Raw genomic sequence first — 17,305 nt, 5'->3', positions numbered from 1 at the left:
TTTCCCAGCCGATACCTCTACTAAAATTTTGAGAAACATTTTTCAGACAATTCCAATCAAAAAAAGAGGACATCTATCGGATGTCCTCTTTTCTATAAACCTTTTATTGTTTTTTCAATTCAATTGCTAAATAATGAGATTGCTCTTTTGCTTCAATATGAATATCTTCTTCTACCGCTTCTGCTGCATCACGCATAACAAGATTTTCACCATTGATTACACTGCTTCCTTCAATTTGTACAAGGTACAATTGACGGCCTTCTTTCACTGGAAAATGAATTTCTTTTCCAGCCTCTAATGATAAGGAATATAAATTCGCATCTTGGTGAATTTGAATTGGTGCATTTCCTTCTACTGAAGATACCATATGGAACCATTCATTTTCACGCTTGCTCCAATCAAATTTAAACTCACCATAGTTTGGTTTATGATCTGCACGGTCTGGTAAAATCCAAATTTGTAATAAACGCAGCGTTTCATCGCCTAAATTATGCTCGCTATGAAATACACCCGTGCCAGCACTCATATATTGAACATGTCCACGCTCAATCGTTCCGCGATTTCCCATGCTGTCTTCATGTGTTAAAGCACCATCTACAACGTAAGAAATAATCTCCATATCACGATGTGGATGCATATCAAAACCAGTTTGCGCCGCTACTAGATCATCATTAATAACACGTAACGCTCCGAAGTTCATGTTATTTGGATTATAGTAATTGGCAAAAGAAAAATGAAAATGTGTATTTAACCAACCATGATTTGCTCTGCCCATATTTTTATGATCAACTTTTCTAAACATATCCTTCACCTCATACTATCTCGAATTCGAGATTTATTTTAAAATTTTTTCTTACTGTAACTTTTTTAGTAGTGTTAATAATTGCTTTTGTTCCTCTATATTTAAATTATGAAACTTCTCTGCTTGGAACGTTTCTTGAGGTGGGACGATTTCCTCATATAAAGCTCTTCCCTTTTCTGTTAAAGAAATATATTTCGTAGTACCCTCTTGTTCACGCAAAATCCACTCAAGCTGCTCCATTTTATTTAAAAGCTGCGTTACATTTCCTTTCGTAACAAATAGCTTATTTCCAAGTTCTTGCTGCGTTAAACGATTATGTCCTCCAACTTGAGCTAACACATCAAACTGGGCGGCAGATATATTCCATTTTTTCAAATGCTGATTCGTCTCACGAATACTCTTATTATAAAAGCGTGACAAACGAAACCATAATAGTAGCCCTAGTCTATCTTCTGTTTTCATTTCATCACCTCGCTCGTTTCATATCATTAGTTTAGAACTAAACTTAATAAAAGTCAAATACTTATTTTTAATAAGTATAAAAAGCACAGCGCTATTTCTCCACTATGCTTTACATTAACTTTCTACTCTTATATTCATCCAATTTCCTCTCCGCGAACTTCCTCGCATCTTTTTCAATCCACCGCTCTTCGTACCGTTCACTTCCCACATACAATATATCTCTCTTATGCTGCATCGCATGGCGAAATTCATGCAGTAGCGTTTTGAGAACTTGCTCATACTCTTCCCACATACAAACGAAAATTAATTGCTTTTCTTTATGATAAAAACCACCTACTGGGAATAGGAACTCTTCTTCCTCTTCCCCTAATGATAGAAGTACATCATTTGCATCGCACGTATCACAAAAAATAACGGGCGTTTTACATACTTCAATAAGAGAACACAAATCCTCTCTCAGCTTTTTGACATCCCAAGGAAGCTCCGAATCCAACACATACCAATTCTCTACCTGTTGATATACATTTTGAAACTGGAGTTCCATTTTTCTTTATTCCCCTTTCCAAACTCCCTTTTCCTATATGTATGCCACAATATGGCAAATATTAAACGTATTCTTTCATCCTTGAAAAAATGCCAATAAAGAAGGGATCTATGTCGACATAAATCCCTTTTTTCATAAATATCTTGTACTTTGATTTTAAAAAATTCAGCTCTTCTTCATATCCCACTTAAAGATTTTATTTAAGAATTTATATACATTCTTCGACTCCTTTGTCAGAAGTGGGCCTAAAATGGATAGTATAAGCACGTATAGTGCTGAGAATGGTTTCAGTACTGACATTAAACCACCAGCGATACCGATATTAGCCATAATGATGGAGAACTCTCCTCTTGAAACGATTGTTAATCCGATATTTGTTGATGCTTTATGAGATAATCCAGCTTGCCTTCCTGCAATCATTCCTGCTACAAAGTTACCGATTATCGTAAGAAGGACAGCACCTAACGTTAACCATATCGCTCCGCCTAATGAGAACGGATCAATACTTAACCCGAAGCTGAAGAAGAAAATAGCTCCGAAAAAGTCTCTAAATGGAACAACAAGATGTTCAATTCGGTCACTATGCTCTGTCTCAGAGAAAACTAATCCTAGAAGAAGTGCTCCAATTGCTTCTGCAACGTGAATTGTTTCTGAAAAACCAGCAATGAAGAATAATGAAGCAAATACTACAATAATAAAGATTTCATCTGAGCTAATATTGAGCAATTTATTTAATAACGGCGTAGCCTTTCTAGCTACTATAAAGAATAGAAGCATATATCCTAAAGCAATTCCAATTGAAGTAAGGGCACCTAAGAAGGAAGCGTGATCCCCAAGTACTAAACCAGAAACAACTGATAAATATACAGCAAGGAATATATCTTCAAACATAATAATTCCTAAAATTAATTCGGTTTCATTATTACCAGTTCTTCTTAAGTCCACTAACACTTTAGCAACGATAGCGCTAGAAGAAATCGTAATAATACCCGCAATAATTAAGATTTCTAGTAATGGGAATCCCATTATAAATCCGTATAACAAACCAAGTGAAAAGTTAATTAAAATATAAATCGTTCCGCCAATCGCAATAGATCGTCCAGATTTAATTAGTTTTTTCATTGAAAATTCTAATCCTAGATAGAATAGAAGGAATAGAACCCCAATTCGTCCAAGGAAGGAAATTACACTTGCACTTTCAATAAATTTGAGATCGATAACACCTATTGTCGGTGCATGCGGTCCTACTAACATTCCAAGAACGATTAGAAAAGGAATTACTGAGAATTTAAATTTCCCAGCAATTACTGCTGCAATTGCCACTAAAACTAAAGCTGTACCAACTTCAAAAATTAACGTATCCATCTAATCAGTCCCCCCTATTTGAAAGTAATTCATTAATGATTTTTTTAATTTCTTCTCTCTCACCTGACACTACAAGCATATCTCCTTCTTCAATTACTGTTTCTGGTCCTGGATTAAATAGCTTCTTCATGTTCTTCTTCATAACCGCGATTATCGTTACGCTATATGTTTTTCTTATTTCAAGATCGCCAATTGTTTTTCCGATTGATGGAGCTGTATTCTCCACTTTGAACCACTCAATCGCTAAACCTTCAAAAACCATCTCAACATTTTCTAACGCCCTAGGCTTATATACCATTCCACCTAATATTGCAGCGATTTGTCTCGCCTCTGAGTCACGTAGTGAAATACTTGAGATGCTTTCTTCATGATCTGAATCAAAATGATACATTTCTCTACGACCATCATCATGAATGACAATTACCATCTTTTCGTTACCTTTCGTAACGATTTGAAACTTATAACCAATACCTGGAAGTTCACTTTCTCTAATATTCATTTTTAGCTCCTCCATAACTTATTTATTTTAATTTTCTGTTTTTCTGCCTTTTATTCATCCAATCAACTTTAGAAATTCTAACCACTCAGGATATTTGTGATTTGGAAATCTTTTATTGTAATAATAAGTGGACCCTAAAAAGATACTTAAAGATGTAATGATAAAAAATATATTACTTCTCATTTTCAAACTCTGAAGGCTTACTTTCCATAAAGAATCTTCTTTCAAATTAGCCCCACCTTCTCGCTTTAAATTTAGTTTTTTAAAATGTAAATAATTCTAAAAATATTATGATGTAACATAATCATAACACAAAAACGTTTTAAGTAACATAACTTTTTAGAAAAATTGATTCTCGTATATTTTTTGCATATAATTTTCTTATTACGAAAAAAAGGAAGTGTATTATATGGTTGATATCTTTAGCAGATTCCTTGAGGTAACGAATAATATTTTATGGTCATATATTCTTATTGCAATGCTAATCGGCTTCGGTCTTTACTTCTCTTTTAAATTAAAATTTGTCCAAATTACTCATTTCAGTGAGATGGTCAGCTTAATTAGTAAAGGGTTTAATCGAAAAGAAAAAAAGAAAGATAGCATCTCACCATTCCAAGCATTTTGCTTAAGTGCAGCAGCACGTATCGGTATCGGAAACTTAGCTGGTGTAGCATTAGCAATTTCAATGGGTGGACCTGGCGCAATATTTTGGATGTGGTTTATCGCAATTATCGGAGCAGCTACTAGTTTTGTAGAATGTACACTTGCGCAAATTTATAAAGTAAAAGATGGAAGTAGGTTCCGTGGTGGACCAGCATATTACATGGAAAAAGGGTTAAACAAACGCTGGATGGGCGTCTGGTTCTCACTTCTTATTACAGTTGCGTACGGATTAATTTTCAATTCAGTGCAAGCGAATACAGTAACAATAGCGTTTGAAAATGCTTTTGGACTAGAGCGAACTCTTGTAGGAGCTCTATTAGCTTTATTAGTTGCAGTTATTATTTTCGGTGGTATCAAAAGCATTTCACGTATTACAGAAATGATTGTTCCTCCAATGGCAATTATTTATATTGGTGTGGCAATTTTCGTCGTAATTAACAACTTCAGTATGTTACCAAGCATTTTTATAGAAATATTTAATGGTGCATTCGGTTTAGACCAAGCCATCGCTGGTGGTATTGGAGCAGCAATCAAGTTCGGAATTCAGCGCGGTTTATTCGCTACAGAAGCAGGAATGGGTAGTTCTCCTAATGCAGCCGCAACATCTGATGTATCTCACCCTGTAAAACAAGGGCTTGTTCAAGCGTTAGGCGTTTTCGTAGATACATTCTTAGTATGTACATCAACAGCATTTATCGTATTATGTTCTGGACTTTACAAAGGATCAAATTTAGAAGGTATCGAATTAACACAAAACGCATTAAGTTCACAAATTGGACCGTGGGCAAGCACTTTCTTAGCGATTATTATTTTCCTATTCGCTTTCAGTTCACTTCTAGGAAACTACTATTATGGTGAAACAAATATCGCATTCATTAAAGAAAGTAAAACATGGTTAATGATTTATCGTGTTGCAGTTGTCGGAATGGTATTCTTCGGATCAATCGCTGCTCTTAAAACAGTTTGGAGTTTAGCTGATTTATTCATGGGACTAATGGTATTCACAAACTTAATTGCCATCTCATTCCTTAGCAAATTTGCTTATGCTGCATTAGTAGACTATTTGAAGCAAAAGAAACAAGGAAAAGATCCTGTCTTCGTTGCAAACTCTATCCCTGGCTTAAAGAATACAGAGTGCTGGGATGGGCAAGATGTAGAAGAAAAACAAAAGGCTGTTTAACAAACAAAGGCCCTATTACTTCACCGTAATAGGGCCTTTTATTTACAACAGTTCATAATTTGTTCAAATTAATTCCAGCAAAAGGGTTGATTTATAGAGATTACTAGATTATAATGATTATAAATTAGTAATTGATATCACATAACAACTCAAAAGGAGATTGATCATAATGAACAAACAAGTAATCGAAGTATTAAACAAACAAGTAGCAGACTGGAGCGTTTTATTCACAAAACTTCACAACTTCCATTGGTACGTAAAAGGACCTCAATTCTTCACATTACACGAGAAATTCGAAGAACTTTACACAGAATCAGCTACTCACATCGATGAAATTGCAGAACGTATTTTAGCAATTGGCGGCAAACCAGTAGCAACAATGAAAGAATACTTAGAACTATCTTCTATTCAAGAAGCAGCATACGGAGAAACTGCAGAAGGGATGGTCGAAGCAATCATGAAAGACTACGAAATGATGCTAGTCGAACTGAAAAAAGGCATGGAAATCGCTCAAGACTCTGACGATGAAATGACATCTGACCTACTACTAGGCATCTACACAGAACTAGAAAAACACGCTTGGATGCTACGTGCGTTCTTGAATCAATAATATGTAAAAGCGGAGGCGGCTTGCTCAGAATATGAGGGGGATGGAGCTTTTGACGTAGAGGCGCTCTTTGCCTCGCAGGAAAAAGCGAAGCCACCGAACATTCTAGCTACCGGAGCTGGATATCATTTAAAGCGGAAGCGGCTCGTTCAGAGTCGCTTTTTTCTATAGATTGATCGCGCATGCTGGTACATGAAATTTATATCAGCGATTTTTCCAACATATCGGCGATTCTCCAATTATATCGGCAATTCCCTCCAATATATCAGCGATTTTTCAATTATATCGACTTATCGACAAATCACGACAATATTAACACACCCCTCTCCCCTACTTTTATCAATATATTACAATCTCATCTATGTTAAAATATAGGAAACACCCTTTAGCTTTTCCAAATTCATCATTTACTACTTAAATGACGGGAGTGGTTCAGTTGAAAGACTACTTAATTAGAGCATTTTTTGCGTTAATAACAGTTGGGGTTCTCTTACTTATAGCTAATATTTTCAATATACGTGTCGAGGTTAAGGACTATGCTTTCTTCGTTGTCCTAGCAATTGGTGGCGGCTGGGGTGGCTGGTACCTGTATAAAAAACAAAGCAATCAAAATGATAAAGGCATTCCAAAGTAACATGGAATGCCTCTTTTTATTGCCTTCTGTAATAAATAATGAAATTCAGACCACTAATACAACCAATCGCAATAAACATACAAAACGATTGTGGATCTCCACCTAGATTATACTCATCAACGATGAATCCGGACATAAACAACGTTATCGCGGAAACACCGATACACAATACCGAGATAACTCAAAGTGAAAATTCATTAATCAACTCTTTCTTCTGTCTCAAAACAATTAGCATAACAAGAATAGACGCTGCTAAAATACTTTTAAAAACCGGACGTAAATATACGAACTCCTCCATCTATTTCTCCTTTCCCAAAAACATTACATCTAAACATTAACATATTTAACCAAATTAAAAACACATGCCGTCTTAAATTAAAACGACATGTGTTTCCGTATTTGCTATGATAGTTGCTTCCACTTCGTTCCCAAAACAGGACGCTCATAATTTTGGATTGCATGAATTAGTTTATCTGCTGTCTCTGCTGAAACGATCAATTCTTTATTTGATGGATTCATAAATCCTTCTTCCGCTGCACGTTCAACCATTTGCAAAATTGGTCCGTAAAAACCTTTTATGTTTAATAAACCAACCGGCTTATTATGTATACCAATTTGTGACCAACATACAACTTCAAATAGTTCTTCAAACGTTCCGTATCCGCCTGGAAGCGCAATAAAAGCATCTGCAAGCTCTGCCATTTTCGCTTTACGTTCATGCATCGTCTCTACTTCAATTAATTCTGTTAATCCTGTATGCACAATTTCTCCTCGGAATAGACCGCGTGGCATAACACCTGTTACACGTCCACCTAAACGAAGAACTTCGTTTGCTACTTCTCCCATTAATCCGACACATGAACCACCGTATACGAGCTCATAGTCGTTCTCAACAAACATTTTACCTAACTGAATTGCCTGCTCTTTAAATTCTGGTCTCTCCCCTAAATTAGAACCTGCAAACACACAAATCTTTCTCATCCCTACACCCCGAAACTATATATTGTTATGATACAATGAACATTGTACAACATATTGAGGAGATGAGGAAGAAATGGATATCGTTGCATTTCAAAGATGGGTTGAGGAATTTTACGAAAAACGAAGCTGGTCACAGTATAATGCCTTTATTCGCTTAAATTTCTTAACCGAGGAAGTTGGGGAAGTTTCACGAGTCGTTCGTGCTATTGAAATTGGCCGCGATCGCCCTGATGAAGATGCGAAAACAGAAGAAGAGCTAAAACAAGAACTAAAAGAAGAACTTGGCGATGTACTATCTAACCTTATTATTCTTTCGCAAAAATATGATTTAGACTTACAAGACATTATGGACGCACACGTCACAAAGCTTTCGAAAAGGTTCGAAGTATCTAAATGAGAATATTATCAATTATGGTATAATATTCTTGTCACAATACTAAGGGGGATTTTATGTTATCAAAAAAATTGCACGACGCATTAAATGAACAAATGAACTTTGAATTTTACTCTGCCCATGCTTATATGGCAATGGCTGCTTACTGTACATCTGAGAGCTATGATGGATTCGCTAACTTTTTCCTTGTACAAGCTGAAGAAGAACGTTTCCACGCAATGAAGCTTTACAACTATATTAATGACCGCGGAGAGCGCGCTATTATTACTGGATTTGATAATCCAAATAACGAATACGAATCTGTATTAAACGCTTTTGAAGTCGCACTTGAGCACGAGCGTGAAGTAACGAAACGTATTTATAACTTATCTGATATCGCTTGGGACGAGCGTGAACATGCAACAATTACATTCTTAAAATGGTTCGTTGACGAACAAGTTGAAGAAGAAGCTTCATTCGATAGCATCATTCAAAAATTAAAACGTATTACAAGCGATTCAAACGCACTGTTTATGCTAGATGCTGAATTAGAGAAACGTACATTTACGCCTCCAGCTGAATAATATTTCAATCACCTTAATACATGTATTAAGGTGATTTTTTTGTTTGCTCTCTATCTTAAAATCACCTTAAATTTCTTCATATTTGACATAGTGCCAGCTATAAAATGGTATTATTTTCAATATAAAAACGAATATACGAGGAGAGGAAAAATGAATCAACGTGTAGAAGCTGTTGATGCAATTCGTGGTTTCGCTTTGTTTGGCATTTTACTAGTCAATATGACATTAATTCAATTCGGGTTCTTCACCAGTGAAAAACCAACTTATCTATTCGGCGATCTTGATAAAGGCGCTAATTGGTTTATTCAATTCTTCGGCACACATAACTTTATATCCCTATTTTCTTTTCTATTTGGGCTTAGCATTATTTTGTTACAAAAAAGTATTATCGCAAAAGGAAAAAAATTCTTCCCCACATACATAAGACGTATTATCATTCTTTTACTACTAGGCTACATTCACGGCACTTTTGTTTGGGAGGGCGATATTTTATTTGCATACGGAATAATCGGGATTTTCTTAATGATGTTCATCAATCGAAAACCGAAAACTTTGCTCATTTGGGCGATTATTCTACTCGCACTTATTACACTTATATCTTATCAAACTGATCCATCTACAAATATAGATGATTTTGCACCTTATACTGAAAAAGAACATAAAGTCCATCAAACTGGAAGCTATATGGATCACGTCAACTTTAGATTGACTGAAAATCCTTTTGATTACATGGGAATTGACGGTGCATTCGGATTATTTTTCATATCAGTTTTCGCAATAATTTTTATGTGTCCACTGTTCCTATTCGGAATGTATGTAGGGAAAAAAGGCTGGCTATTTGAGGTCAATAAACATATACATGCTGTCAAAAAAATATGGTTTGCCACCGGTCTCTTCTCTTTTACAATTAAAATCTTAGCTATGTTTGTAAAGCACCCGCTTTTAATTATGTTACAAGATGGCCTTACACCAGTAACTATGACCTTCTTTTACGGAAGCACAATCATTTTATTATTCCATTACAAAAAAGCAACCCGTCTACTAACATACATGGCGAACATAGGGAAAATGTCCGTTAGTAATTACTTAGCACAATCTATTATCGCAACAACCATTTTTTACGCATATGGATTTGGCTTATACGGGAAAATTGGCTATTTCTTCGGTATTCTTTTAACCATCGGAATTTATACGATTCAATTATTCGTTAGCACCTATTGGCTCCAAAAATACCGGATGGGGCCAGTGGAATATGTGTGGAGACTGGGAACTTATTTAGAGAAACCACGTTTTAAAAGAGACTTGGATAAAGCAAGTTAAACAAAAAAAGCAATGAGCCTACGCTCATTGCTTTTCTTAATTTATTAAAGCATAACCCCAACGATAATCGCTGATAATATACTTACTAACGTTGCACCGTATACAAGTTTTAAACCGAATGATGATACAACGTTTGCTTGTTTGCCATCGATACTCTTCGTTGCACCTGCGATAATTCCGATAGATGAGAAGTTCGCAAATGATACAAGGAAGATAGATAAAATACCTACTGTACGAGCTGATAAATCACCAGCTACTTTACCAAGGTCAAGCATTGCAACGAATTCGTTCGTTACTAATTTTGTTGCCATAATTTGTCCTGCTTGTAGCATCTCTGATGTTGGAATACCCATTACGAATGCTAATGGTGAGAAGATATATCCTAAAATGCTTTGGAACGTGATTCCGAAAATTGAATCGAATACACCGTTAATTGCTGTAATTAATGCTACGAAACCGATTAACATCGCCGCTACTGTTACAGCGATTGAGAAACCAAGCATAATATATTCGCCTAACATTTCAAAGAATGTTTGTTTCTTGTCTTCTTGTAATTCTAAAATATCGTCTTCTTCTTTTACTTCATATGGATTAATGATATGAACGATAATGAATCCACTGAATAAGTTTAATACAAGTGCTGTTACTACATATTTTGGATCAATCATTTTCATATAAGAACCGACGATTGACATCGATACTGTAGACATTGAAGATGCACAAAGTGTGTATAAACGATTTTTCGGTAATTTGCTTAGTTGATCTTTTACTGTAATGAATACTTCCCCTTGACCAACGATTGCAGCTGCTACCGCATTATATGATTCTAGTTTTCCTAAACCGTTAACTTTACTTAATAGGAAACCGACTGCACGAATGATAATCGGTAAAACTTTAATATGTTGCAGAATCCCGATTAATACTGCTAAGAAAATAATCGGTAATAATACTGTTAAGAAGAATGGTGCTTGTCCATCGTTTGCTAGACCACCAAATACGAAATTAACCCCAGCTTCCGCAAATTTTAAAATAGCGCCAAATCCATCTGCGATCCCTTTTACTAATACGAATCCGACCTTTGTATTTAGTAAGAAATACGCAAGTACCAATTGAATGACAAGCATAAGTGCAATTGGTTTATATTTAATTTTCTTACGATCTGAACTGATAAGGAAACCTAGTACAAACACTACAAGTAAACCGACTAGAAACATTACGAACTTCATATGTGAATCCTCCACTTCTCCCACGAGTTATTGGTCGTATAACGTATAACGAATGACGTCTGACCATTGTTGTTAAAAAAATTTTAAACCCCTAAAACTATTCAACTGTCATCTAAAATCAGTAAGCGTTTACATAAATTGCAATTTATAAAAGGTAGCTTCTTCTCTCCTACCATAATTGAAAGTCTGAAATTGATACCACCTACAAATCAAATTGTAAGCGTTATCTAGACGAAATGCAATATAAATTTTAAAAGATTTTTATATGTTAATATATTCCTAATTAATTGGTTTTTTCATGCAAATTTACCATAAAAATAGCCCTAGCTATGAGCTAGGACCATCCTTTTTCACCCCGATTGTTGAGGGCTAATAATGATCGTGGGATAAAGCCACCCCACTGATTAAAGTTTCACTTTATAACATAACACCAACGATAATCGCTGATAGAATACTTACTAATGTCGCACCGTACACAAGGCGTAGACCGAATGATGATACAACATTTGATTGATTTTCATCGATACCTTTCGTTGCACCTGCGATAATTCCGATAGATGAGAAGTTCGCAAATGATACAAGGAATACAGAAAGGATACCAACTGTACGAGCCGATAAATCACCAGCTACTTTTCCAAGATCAAGCATCGCAACAAACTCGTTTGATACTAATTTTGTTGCCATAATTTGTCCCGCTGTTACCATCTCAGCTTGAGGGATACCCATTACGAATGCTAATGGTGAGAAAATATATCCTAAAATAGCTTGGAATGTAATACCGAACATTGAATCAAACAAGCTATTAATTGCTGTAATTAATGCTACGAAACCAAGTAACATAGCTGCTACTGTAATCGCAATCGTGAAACCAAGCATAATGTACTCGCTTAGCATTTCAAAGAATGATTGTTTTTTCTTATTTTCTAATTTCAGTGTATCTTCTTCTTCTGTAATATCGTACGGGTTAATAATATGAATGATAATGAAACCACTAAATAAATTTAATACAAGTGCTGTTACTACATATTTCGGTTCGATCATTTTCATATAAGAACCAACGATTGACATCGACACTGTCGACATAGAAGATGCACATAATGTATATAAACGATGTTTTGGGATTTTACTTAATTGATCTTTTACTGTAATAAATACTTCTGCTTGTCCAACAATGGCAGCTGCTACTGCATTATATGATTCTAGTTTTCCTAGACCATTTACTTTACTTAACAACGTACCAATAGCACGAATAAATATCGGTAAAATTTTAAAGTGTTGCAGAATTCCGATTAAAACCGCAAAGAATACGATTGGTAATAGCGCTGTTAAGAAGAATGAAACCTCTCCTTTATTAACAAGACCACCAAATACGAAAACGATTCCAGCTTCCGCATATCCAAGAAGTGCGCCAAATCCATCTGAAATTCCTTTTACTAAAATATAACCAACTTGCGTATTTAATAAGAAATAAGATAATGCTAACTGAATAATAAGCATAATTGCGATTGGTTTATACTTAATCTTCTTTCGATCGGCACTTATAAGAAAACCGAGTACAAATACAACGAGTAATCCTACAAGGAACATAACAAACTTCATTAATAAAATCCTCCATTTAACTCTTCATTAACGTTGAACGTCTGACCACTCAAAACAAGAAATAATCCGAACTTTCCATTTCTCCTCCGAAAACTTAAATCGGATCGAAAAGACCATAAAACCTCTTATTTCAAAGGCATTTTCCATTCTAACATAAATTCTAATTCATATCTGCACTTTTCTAAAAAAAATTACATTTTATTATAAAACCTTCGTTAATGTTCGTCTTTTACCATCCGCTAATGTCCGGATAAAACAAAAAATGGGCATCAAGTTTCACTTGATGCCCATCTCATTATACTGCTTTTTCTTTATCAGCTACTGCTGACTTATCCCAGCACTCTGTATTTTTCAAACCTGGAATAGAATCCGCATAGAATACCGGATCTTTTCCTTGTTTCTTTTGCTTTACGTAATCTGATAATGCCGCAAAAGCATACTTAGAAAGGAATACAATCGCCACTAAGTTAATAACAGCCATAATACCCATGAATAAATCTGCTACATCCCAAACGATTTGAATTGTCGCTACAGATCCTAACATAACCATACCAAGTACAGCAATGCGGTACGCTGTTAATAGCACTTTACTTCCATTTAAGAATTCAATATTTGTTTCACCATAGTAGTAGTTACCTACTAATGAACTAAATGCAAACAAGAAGATTGCAACTGCTACAAATATAGAAGCCCATGGACCGATATGTTGACTTAACGCCTGCTGCGTTAATTGAATTCCATTTAAATCAGCTGCATTATGCACATCTGATAAAAGAATAATAAATGCTGTACAACTACAAATTAATAATGTATCTGTAAATACCCCTAAAGTTTGAATGAAACCTTGTTTAACTGGATGGGTTACGTTTGCAGTCGCAGCTGCATTCGGCGCACTACCCATACCTGCTTCATTTGAGAATAACCCACGTTTTACCCCTAGTAAAATCGCGGCTCCTAGTCCCCCACCTACTACTTCTTTAATTCCGAAAGCATGTAAGAAAATCTCTTTAAATACATACGGAATTGCCGTAATGTTTGTCACAACAACGAATAATGCCACTGCTACATAAATAATTGCCATTACTGGAACAATCATTTCAACCGCGCGAGCAATTCGTTTTACTCCGCCGAAAATAATAACTGCAAGTAAACCAGCCATAACAAGACCTACTAACCTACTATCTGTTTTGAATGCCCCATCAAAAGCTGCTGCTACAGTATTAGACTGTACAGCATTAAAAATCAATCCGAAACTTACTGTTATTAGAACAGAGAACACAACACCTAACCAGCGTTTATTTAAACCCTTTTCCATATAATACGCTGGGCCCCCACGGAATGCATTCCCATCTTTCACTTTATAAATTTGCGCTAATGTGCTCTCTACAAATGCAGAAGCACCCCCAATTACTGCGATTAACCACATCCAAAATACTGCTCCTGGTCCACCTGCTGAGATTGCGATAGCTACACCAGCTAAGTTACCAGTACCTACACGAGAAGCTGTACTCATACAAAAAGCCTGGAACGATGATACACCGCTCTTCTCCTTTTGCGCTTTCCTCGTTTTCGAACTTGCCCCATCCCCAAGCAATCGAATCATTTCACCGAAGTAACGAACTTGGACAAATTTCACACGAAATGAAAAATAGAGCCCTAACCCAATTAACATCGCAATAATGACATATGACCAAAGGATATTATTTACATCCCCAATTACCCTAGCTAAAAAATCCATATTTGCATTGCCCCCTCTTCCTAACAATAAGAAAATTATATTCTAAAAACTTTTAGTAATCAAGAACTTTATGTTAGGTTTTATGACATGATTGCGTTAACTATCTTAACATACGTGTTTTTTTCATAAAAATATAGCTATTACATGCATTTATCCAATACTCAATCTCTTATCCTCTTCGACCAGCCATACTTTTAAAACAGTACGTTCCCCACAAATAACGAGAGGAACAAACAAAAAGTTATATTAATAATTACCCCTCACCCTTTTCATCATTTACTACAACAAAAAAGGCGAGCATCAAATTTACCTCGATGCTCGCCTTTTCAATTACACTGCTTTTTCTTTATCTGTTACCACTGGCTTATCCCAGCACTCTGTATTCGTTAAACCAGGAATAGAATCTGCACTGAAGACTGGATCTTTCCCTTGTTTCTTTTGCCTTACATAGTCTGTTAATGCCGCGTACGCAAATCGGCCAAGAAGTGTAATCGCAATTAAGTTCGTTATTACCATTAGACCCATAAATAAGTCTGCCATATTCCATACAACTTGAAGCGTTGCTACGGAACCGAATAATACCATTCCAACTACCGCAATACGGTAAATTGTTAACCACGTTTTGCTTTGCTTAATAAATTCAATATTCGTTTCACCATAATAGTAGTTTCCTAGAAGCGAACTGAAAGCAAATAAGAAAATAATAATCGCTAAGAAGCTACTTGCCCACGGGCCAATTTGTGAACTTAATGCATTTTGTGTTAATTCAATACCTTCTAAGTTCGTTGCTTTATATGCACCAGAACATAGTACGATAAATGCTGTTGATGTACATACTAAGAATGTATCTACTAAAACACCAATTGTTTGAATAAAACCTTGTTTAGCTGGATGCGTTACATCAGCCGTCGCTGCCGCGTTTGGTGCACTACCCATACCTGCTTCATTCGCAAATAATCCGCGCTGAATACCATATTTCATCGCAGCACCGATACCACCGCCTACAGCTGAATCTAAACCGAATGCACCTTTAAAGATTTCTGTAAACACATCTGGTAGTAAATAGAAGTTTTTAATAACAACAAAAATCGCTACCGCAATATAAAGAATTGCCATTGGTGGAACAATCATTTCCGACATACGCGCGATACTTTTTACACCACCAAAAATAATAACCGCAACTAATACTGCTAATACAATCCCAACAACGTAACGCTCAATACCAAATGCATTTTTAAACGCTAATGTAACTGTATTTGCTTGTACTGAGTTGAAAATTAAACCGTAACTAATTGTAATCAGAATAGAGAACCAAATCCCCATCCAACGTTTATTTAAACCTTTTTCCATATAATAAGCAGGACCACCACGGAACCCACTGCCATCTTTTATTTTATAAATTTGTGCAAGCGTACTTTCGACGAAACTTGAAGAAGCCCCGATAATCGCAATCACCCACATCCAAAATACTGCTCCAGGTCCTCCCATAGAAATAGCTAACGCTACACCAGCTAAGTTACCGATACCAATACGAGCTGCAGAACTCATACAAAATGCTTGGAAAGAAGATACACTGCCTTTTTTACGCGTCTTTCCAGTTAACCCATCACTCATTAAACGAATCATTTCCCCTAAATGAGTAATTTGTACGAATTTCAATTTAATAGAAAAATAAAGACCTAAACCAATTAACATTGCAATAAGAATATATGACCAAAGAATTGTATTCGTTGACGAAACGAATTGTTCCAAAATATTCATACAATTAACCCCTCCTTTTCTCCATAAAACGAATTATATTTAAAAAACATTCAAAAATCAACATTTTTCGACAATTTGCAATTTCCAAATATTAGACAGGATCGCAGTAATAATACCTTTATGACTACCCTCCCTCTAACTGTGTATACTAAGACAAAAAATAAATCTACAAACTACCCCATTGACAAAAGTGTCTACCTGTAACTATAATGATTACATCGGGTTGTAACAAACCTTATTACAACAAATTCATTTACTTTCAGATATACACTTTAACAAAACACTTTGGAGGGATTTATTATGAAAATCGGAATCATCGGAGCAACTGGTAAAGCAGGAAGTCGTATTTTAAAAGAAGCATTAGATCGCGGACATGAAGTAACTGCAATCGTAAGAAACGCTGCAAAAATTACAGAAGAAAACGTAAAAGTTTTAGAGAAAGATGTATTCTCTCTTACATCTAACGACTTGCAAGCATTCGATGTCGTTGTAAATGCATTCGGTGCTCCAGCAGGCGAAGAACACCTTCACGTAGATGCAGGAAACGTACTAATTGAAGCTATGAAAGGTGCCCCTAACACAAAATTACTTGTAGTTGGCGGCGCTGGAAGCTTATTTGTAGACGAAGAAAAAACAACACGTGTATTTGATACACCAGGTTTCCCGAGCGAATACCTTGCAACAGCTCAAAACCAAGGTAAAAACTTAGAAATCTTAAAGCAAACAAATGATATCACTTGGACATTCATCAGCCCTTCTGCACTATTTGCATTAGGAAAGCGCACAGGCTCTTATACAGCTGGTAAAGACAACCTTCTTGTTAACGCAAAAGGTGATAGCTACGTAAGTTACGAAGACTTCGCAGTTGCAGCACTTGATGAAATCGAAAATCCAAAACATGTAAACGAACGCTTCACAGTTGTTTCTGAAGCTGAATAATAGAAAAAGCTCGTAAAACATAATGTTT

The 17,305-nt window shown here is 35.7% G+C and carries 17 protein-coding genes and 1 pseudogene; 7 read left to right on the top strand and 11 right to left on the bottom strand.

Annotated features, from left to right (window positions below; all coding sequences use genetic code 11):
- Positions 1-103 precede the first annotated feature (103 nt).
- From EBQ15_RS13840 to EBQ15_RS13815, 5 genes are all read right to left on the bottom strand, one after another.
- Positions 104-802 (bottom strand): pirin family protein, encoded by a 699-nt coding sequence (locus tag EBQ15_RS13840; RefSeq protein WP_000488928.1) that lies wholly within the window; start codon positions 800-802, stop codon positions 104-106.
- A 51-nt stretch (positions 803-853) separates the two neighbouring features.
- Entirely contained in the window at positions 854-1,264 is a 411-nt protein-coding gene (locus EBQ15_RS13835) for a MarR family winged helix-turn-helix transcriptional regulator (protein ID WP_000845467.1), read from the bottom strand.
- A gap of 109 nt (positions 1,265-1,373) precedes the next feature.
- On the bottom strand, positions 1,374-1,808 hold the full coding sequence (locus EBQ15_RS13830) for a DUF3920 family protein (RefSeq protein ID WP_000422797.1): 435 nt from the start codon (positions 1,806-1,808) through the stop codon (positions 1,374-1,376).
- Positions 1,809-1,973: 165 nt separating this feature from the next.
- Positions 1,974-3,173 (bottom strand): cation:proton antiporter, encoded by a 1,200-nt coding sequence (locus EBQ15_RS13820; protein ID WP_000380222.1) that lies wholly within the window; start codon positions 3,171-3,173, stop codon positions 1,974-1,976.
- A 4-nt stretch (positions 3,174-3,177) separates the two neighbouring features.
- Positions 3,178-3,672 carry a cation:proton antiporter regulatory subunit gene (locus EBQ15_RS13815; RefSeq protein ID WP_001026078.1) on the bottom strand — a complete coding sequence of 165 codons (495 nt, stop codon included), beginning with the start codon at positions 3,670-3,672 and terminating at the stop codon, positions 3,178-3,180.
- Positions 3,673-4,081: 409 nt separating this feature from the next.
- Here EBQ15_RS13815 and EBQ15_RS13810 point away from each other — a divergent pair, with 409 nt between their 5' ends.
- The 3 genes from EBQ15_RS13810 to EBQ15_RS13800 all read left to right on the top strand — a co-directional run bounded on the left by EBQ15_RS13810 (position 4,082) and on the right by EBQ15_RS13800 (position 6,756).
- Positions 4,082-5,515, top strand: coding sequence for an alanine/glycine:cation symporter family protein (locus EBQ15_RS13810; protein ID WP_000227596.1), 1,434 nt, complete (start codon positions 4,082-4,084; stop codon positions 5,513-5,515).
- A gap of 169 nt (positions 5,516-5,684) precedes the next feature.
- The gene (locus EBQ15_RS13805) at positions 5,685-6,125 is read left to right on the top strand and encodes a Dps family protein (protein WP_001041895.1); all 441 of its coding nucleotides are present in this window, start codon (positions 5,685-5,687) and stop codon (positions 6,123-6,125) included.
- A gap of 433 nt (positions 6,126-6,558) precedes the next feature.
- Entirely contained in the window at positions 6,559-6,756 is a 198-nt protein-coding gene (locus EBQ15_RS13800; RefSeq protein ID WP_000656337.1) for a hypothetical protein, read from the top strand.
- A 16-nt stretch (positions 6,757-6,772) separates the two neighbouring features.
- Here the strand turns inward: EBQ15_RS13800 and EBQ15_RS13795 are convergent.
- Positions 6,773-7,054, bottom strand: a pseudogene (locus tag EBQ15_RS13795) (hypothetical protein).
- Between the two features lie 104 nt (positions 7,055-7,158).
- Positions 7,159-7,737 (bottom strand): LOG family protein, encoded by a 579-nt coding sequence (locus tag EBQ15_RS13785; protein ID WP_001225751.1) that lies wholly within the window; start codon positions 7,735-7,737, stop codon positions 7,159-7,161.
- 73 nt (positions 7,738-7,810) lie between these two features.
- Between EBQ15_RS13785 and EBQ15_RS13780 the strand changes: the two genes are divergently transcribed.
- The 3 genes from EBQ15_RS13780 (at position 7,811) to EBQ15_RS13770 (ending at position 10,014) form a co-directional block, all read left to right on the top strand.
- Entirely contained in the window at positions 7,811-8,134 is a 324-nt protein-coding gene (locus EBQ15_RS13780) for a MazG nucleotide pyrophosphohydrolase domain-containing protein (protein ID WP_000355749.1), read from the top strand.
- 53 nt (positions 8,135-8,187) lie between these two features.
- Positions 8,188-8,694 (top strand): ferritin, encoded by a 507-nt coding sequence (locus EBQ15_RS13775; protein ID WP_000949406.1) that lies wholly within the window; start codon positions 8,188-8,190, stop codon positions 8,692-8,694.
- 150 nt (positions 8,695-8,844) lie between these two features.
- Positions 8,845-10,014, top strand: a complete 1,170-nt coding sequence (locus EBQ15_RS13770; RefSeq protein WP_001076352.1) for a DUF418 domain-containing protein — start codon at positions 8,845-8,847, stop codon at positions 10,012-10,014.
- A gap of 44 nt (positions 10,015-10,058) precedes the next feature.
- Here EBQ15_RS13770 and EBQ15_RS13765 read toward each other — a convergent pair whose 3' ends face one another.
- The 4 genes from EBQ15_RS13765 to EBQ15_RS13750 all read right to left on the bottom strand — a co-directional run bounded on the left by EBQ15_RS13765 (position 10,059) and on the right by EBQ15_RS13750 (position 16,338).
- A complete protein-coding gene (locus EBQ15_RS13765) occupies positions 10,059-11,240 on the bottom strand; it encodes a NupC/NupG family nucleoside CNT transporter (RefSeq protein ID WP_000673874.1) in 1,182 nt (393 codons plus the stop codon).
- A gap of 417 nt (positions 11,241-11,657) precedes the next feature.
- The gene (locus EBQ15_RS13760) at positions 11,658-12,839 is read right to left on the bottom strand and encodes a NupC/NupG family nucleoside CNT transporter (protein ID WP_000673839.1); all 1,182 of its coding nucleotides are present in this window, start codon (positions 12,837-12,839) and stop codon (positions 11,658-11,660) included.
- Between the two features lie 295 nt (positions 12,840-13,134).
- Entirely contained in the window at positions 13,135-14,577 is a 1,443-nt protein-coding gene (locus EBQ15_RS13755) for an alanine/glycine:cation symporter family protein (RefSeq protein WP_000346415.1), read from the bottom strand.
- Between the two features lie 330 nt (positions 14,578-14,907).
- Complete coding sequence (locus EBQ15_RS13750) at positions 14,908-16,338, bottom strand: alanine/glycine:cation symporter family protein (RefSeq protein WP_001022939.1); 1,431 nt, start codon at positions 16,336-16,338, stop codon at positions 14,908-14,910.
- A gap of 300 nt (positions 16,339-16,638) precedes the next feature.
- On the opposite strand from EBQ15_RS13750, the gene EBQ15_RS13745 reads away from it, so the two are divergent.
- Positions 16,639-17,277: an NAD(P)-dependent oxidoreductase gene (locus EBQ15_RS13745; RefSeq protein WP_000689894.1), complete on the top strand. Its 639-nt coding sequence runs from the start codon at positions 16,639-16,641 to the stop codon at positions 17,275-17,277.
- Positions 17,278-17,305 lie beyond the last annotated feature (28 nt).

It is taken from the genome of Bacillus sp. 2D03 (genome assembly GCF_003946765.1).
In the GTDB taxonomy this organism is placed as follows: domain Bacteria; phylum Bacillota; class Bacilli; order Bacillales; family Bacillaceae_G; genus Bacillus_A; species Bacillus_A cereus.
The sequence above is the reverse complement of the archived record's forward strand: the minus strand, read 5'-3'. Positions and strand labels throughout refer to the sequence as shown.

Excerpts from the sequence above, each read along its gene's own strand:
- EBQ15_RS13780 (WP_000355749.1), top strand. The coding sequence starts at position 7,811 with ATGGATATCGTTGCATTTCAAAGATGGGTTGAGGAATTTTACGAAAAA.
- EBQ15_RS13750 (WP_001022939.1), bottom strand. The coding sequence starts at position 16,338 with ATGAATATTTTGGAACAATTCGTTTCGTCAACGAATACAATTCTTTGG.
- EBQ15_RS13770 (WP_001076352.1), top strand. The coding sequence starts at position 8,845 with ATGAATCAACGTGTAGAAGCTGTTGATGCAATTCGTGGTTTCGCTTTG.
- EBQ15_RS13815 (WP_001026078.1), bottom strand. The coding sequence starts at position 3,672 with ATGAATATTAGAGAAAGTGAACTTCCAGGTATTGGTTATAAGTTTCAA.
- EBQ15_RS13765 (WP_000673874.1), bottom strand. The coding sequence starts at position 11,240 with ATGAAGTTCGTAATGTTTCTAGTCGGTTTACTTGTAGTGTTTGTACTA.
- EBQ15_RS13760 (WP_000673839.1), bottom strand. The coding sequence starts at position 12,839 with ATGAAGTTTGTTATGTTCCTTGTAGGATTACTCGTTGTATTTGTACTC.
- EBQ15_RS13745 (WP_000689894.1), top strand. The coding sequence starts at position 16,639 with ATGAAAATCGGAATCATCGGAGCAACTGGTAAAGCAGGAAGTCGTATT.
- EBQ15_RS13755 (WP_000346415.1), bottom strand. The coding sequence starts at position 14,577 with ATGGATTTTTTAGCTAGGGTAATTGGGGATGTAAATAATATCCTTTGG.
- EBQ15_RS13830 (WP_000422797.1), bottom strand. The coding sequence starts at position 1,808 with ATGGAACTCCAGTTTCAAAATGTATATCAACAGGTAGAGAATTGGTAT.
- EBQ15_RS13820 (WP_000380222.1), bottom strand. The coding sequence starts at position 3,173 with ATGGATACGTTAATTTTTGAAGTTGGTACAGCTTTAGTTTTAGTGGCA.
- EBQ15_RS13805 (WP_001041895.1), top strand. The coding sequence starts at position 5,685 with ATGAACAAACAAGTAATCGAAGTATTAAACAAACAAGTAGCAGACTGG.
- EBQ15_RS13810 (WP_000227596.1), top strand. The coding sequence starts at position 4,082 with ATGGTTGATATCTTTAGCAGATTCCTTGAGGTAACGAATAATATTTTA.
- EBQ15_RS13785 (WP_001225751.1), bottom strand. The coding sequence starts at position 7,737 with ATGAGAAAGATTTGTGTGTTTGCAGGTTCTAATTTAGGGGAGAGACCA.
- EBQ15_RS13775 (WP_000949406.1), top strand. The coding sequence starts at position 8,188 with ATGTTATCAAAAAAATTGCACGACGCATTAAATGAACAAATGAACTTT.
- EBQ15_RS13840 (WP_000488928.1), bottom strand. The coding sequence starts at position 802 with ATGTTTAGAAAAGTTGATCATAAAAATATGGGCAGAGCAAATCATGGT.
- EBQ15_RS13835 (WP_000845467.1), bottom strand. The coding sequence starts at position 1,264 with ATGAAAACAGAAGATAGACTAGGGCTACTATTATGGTTTCGTTTGTCA.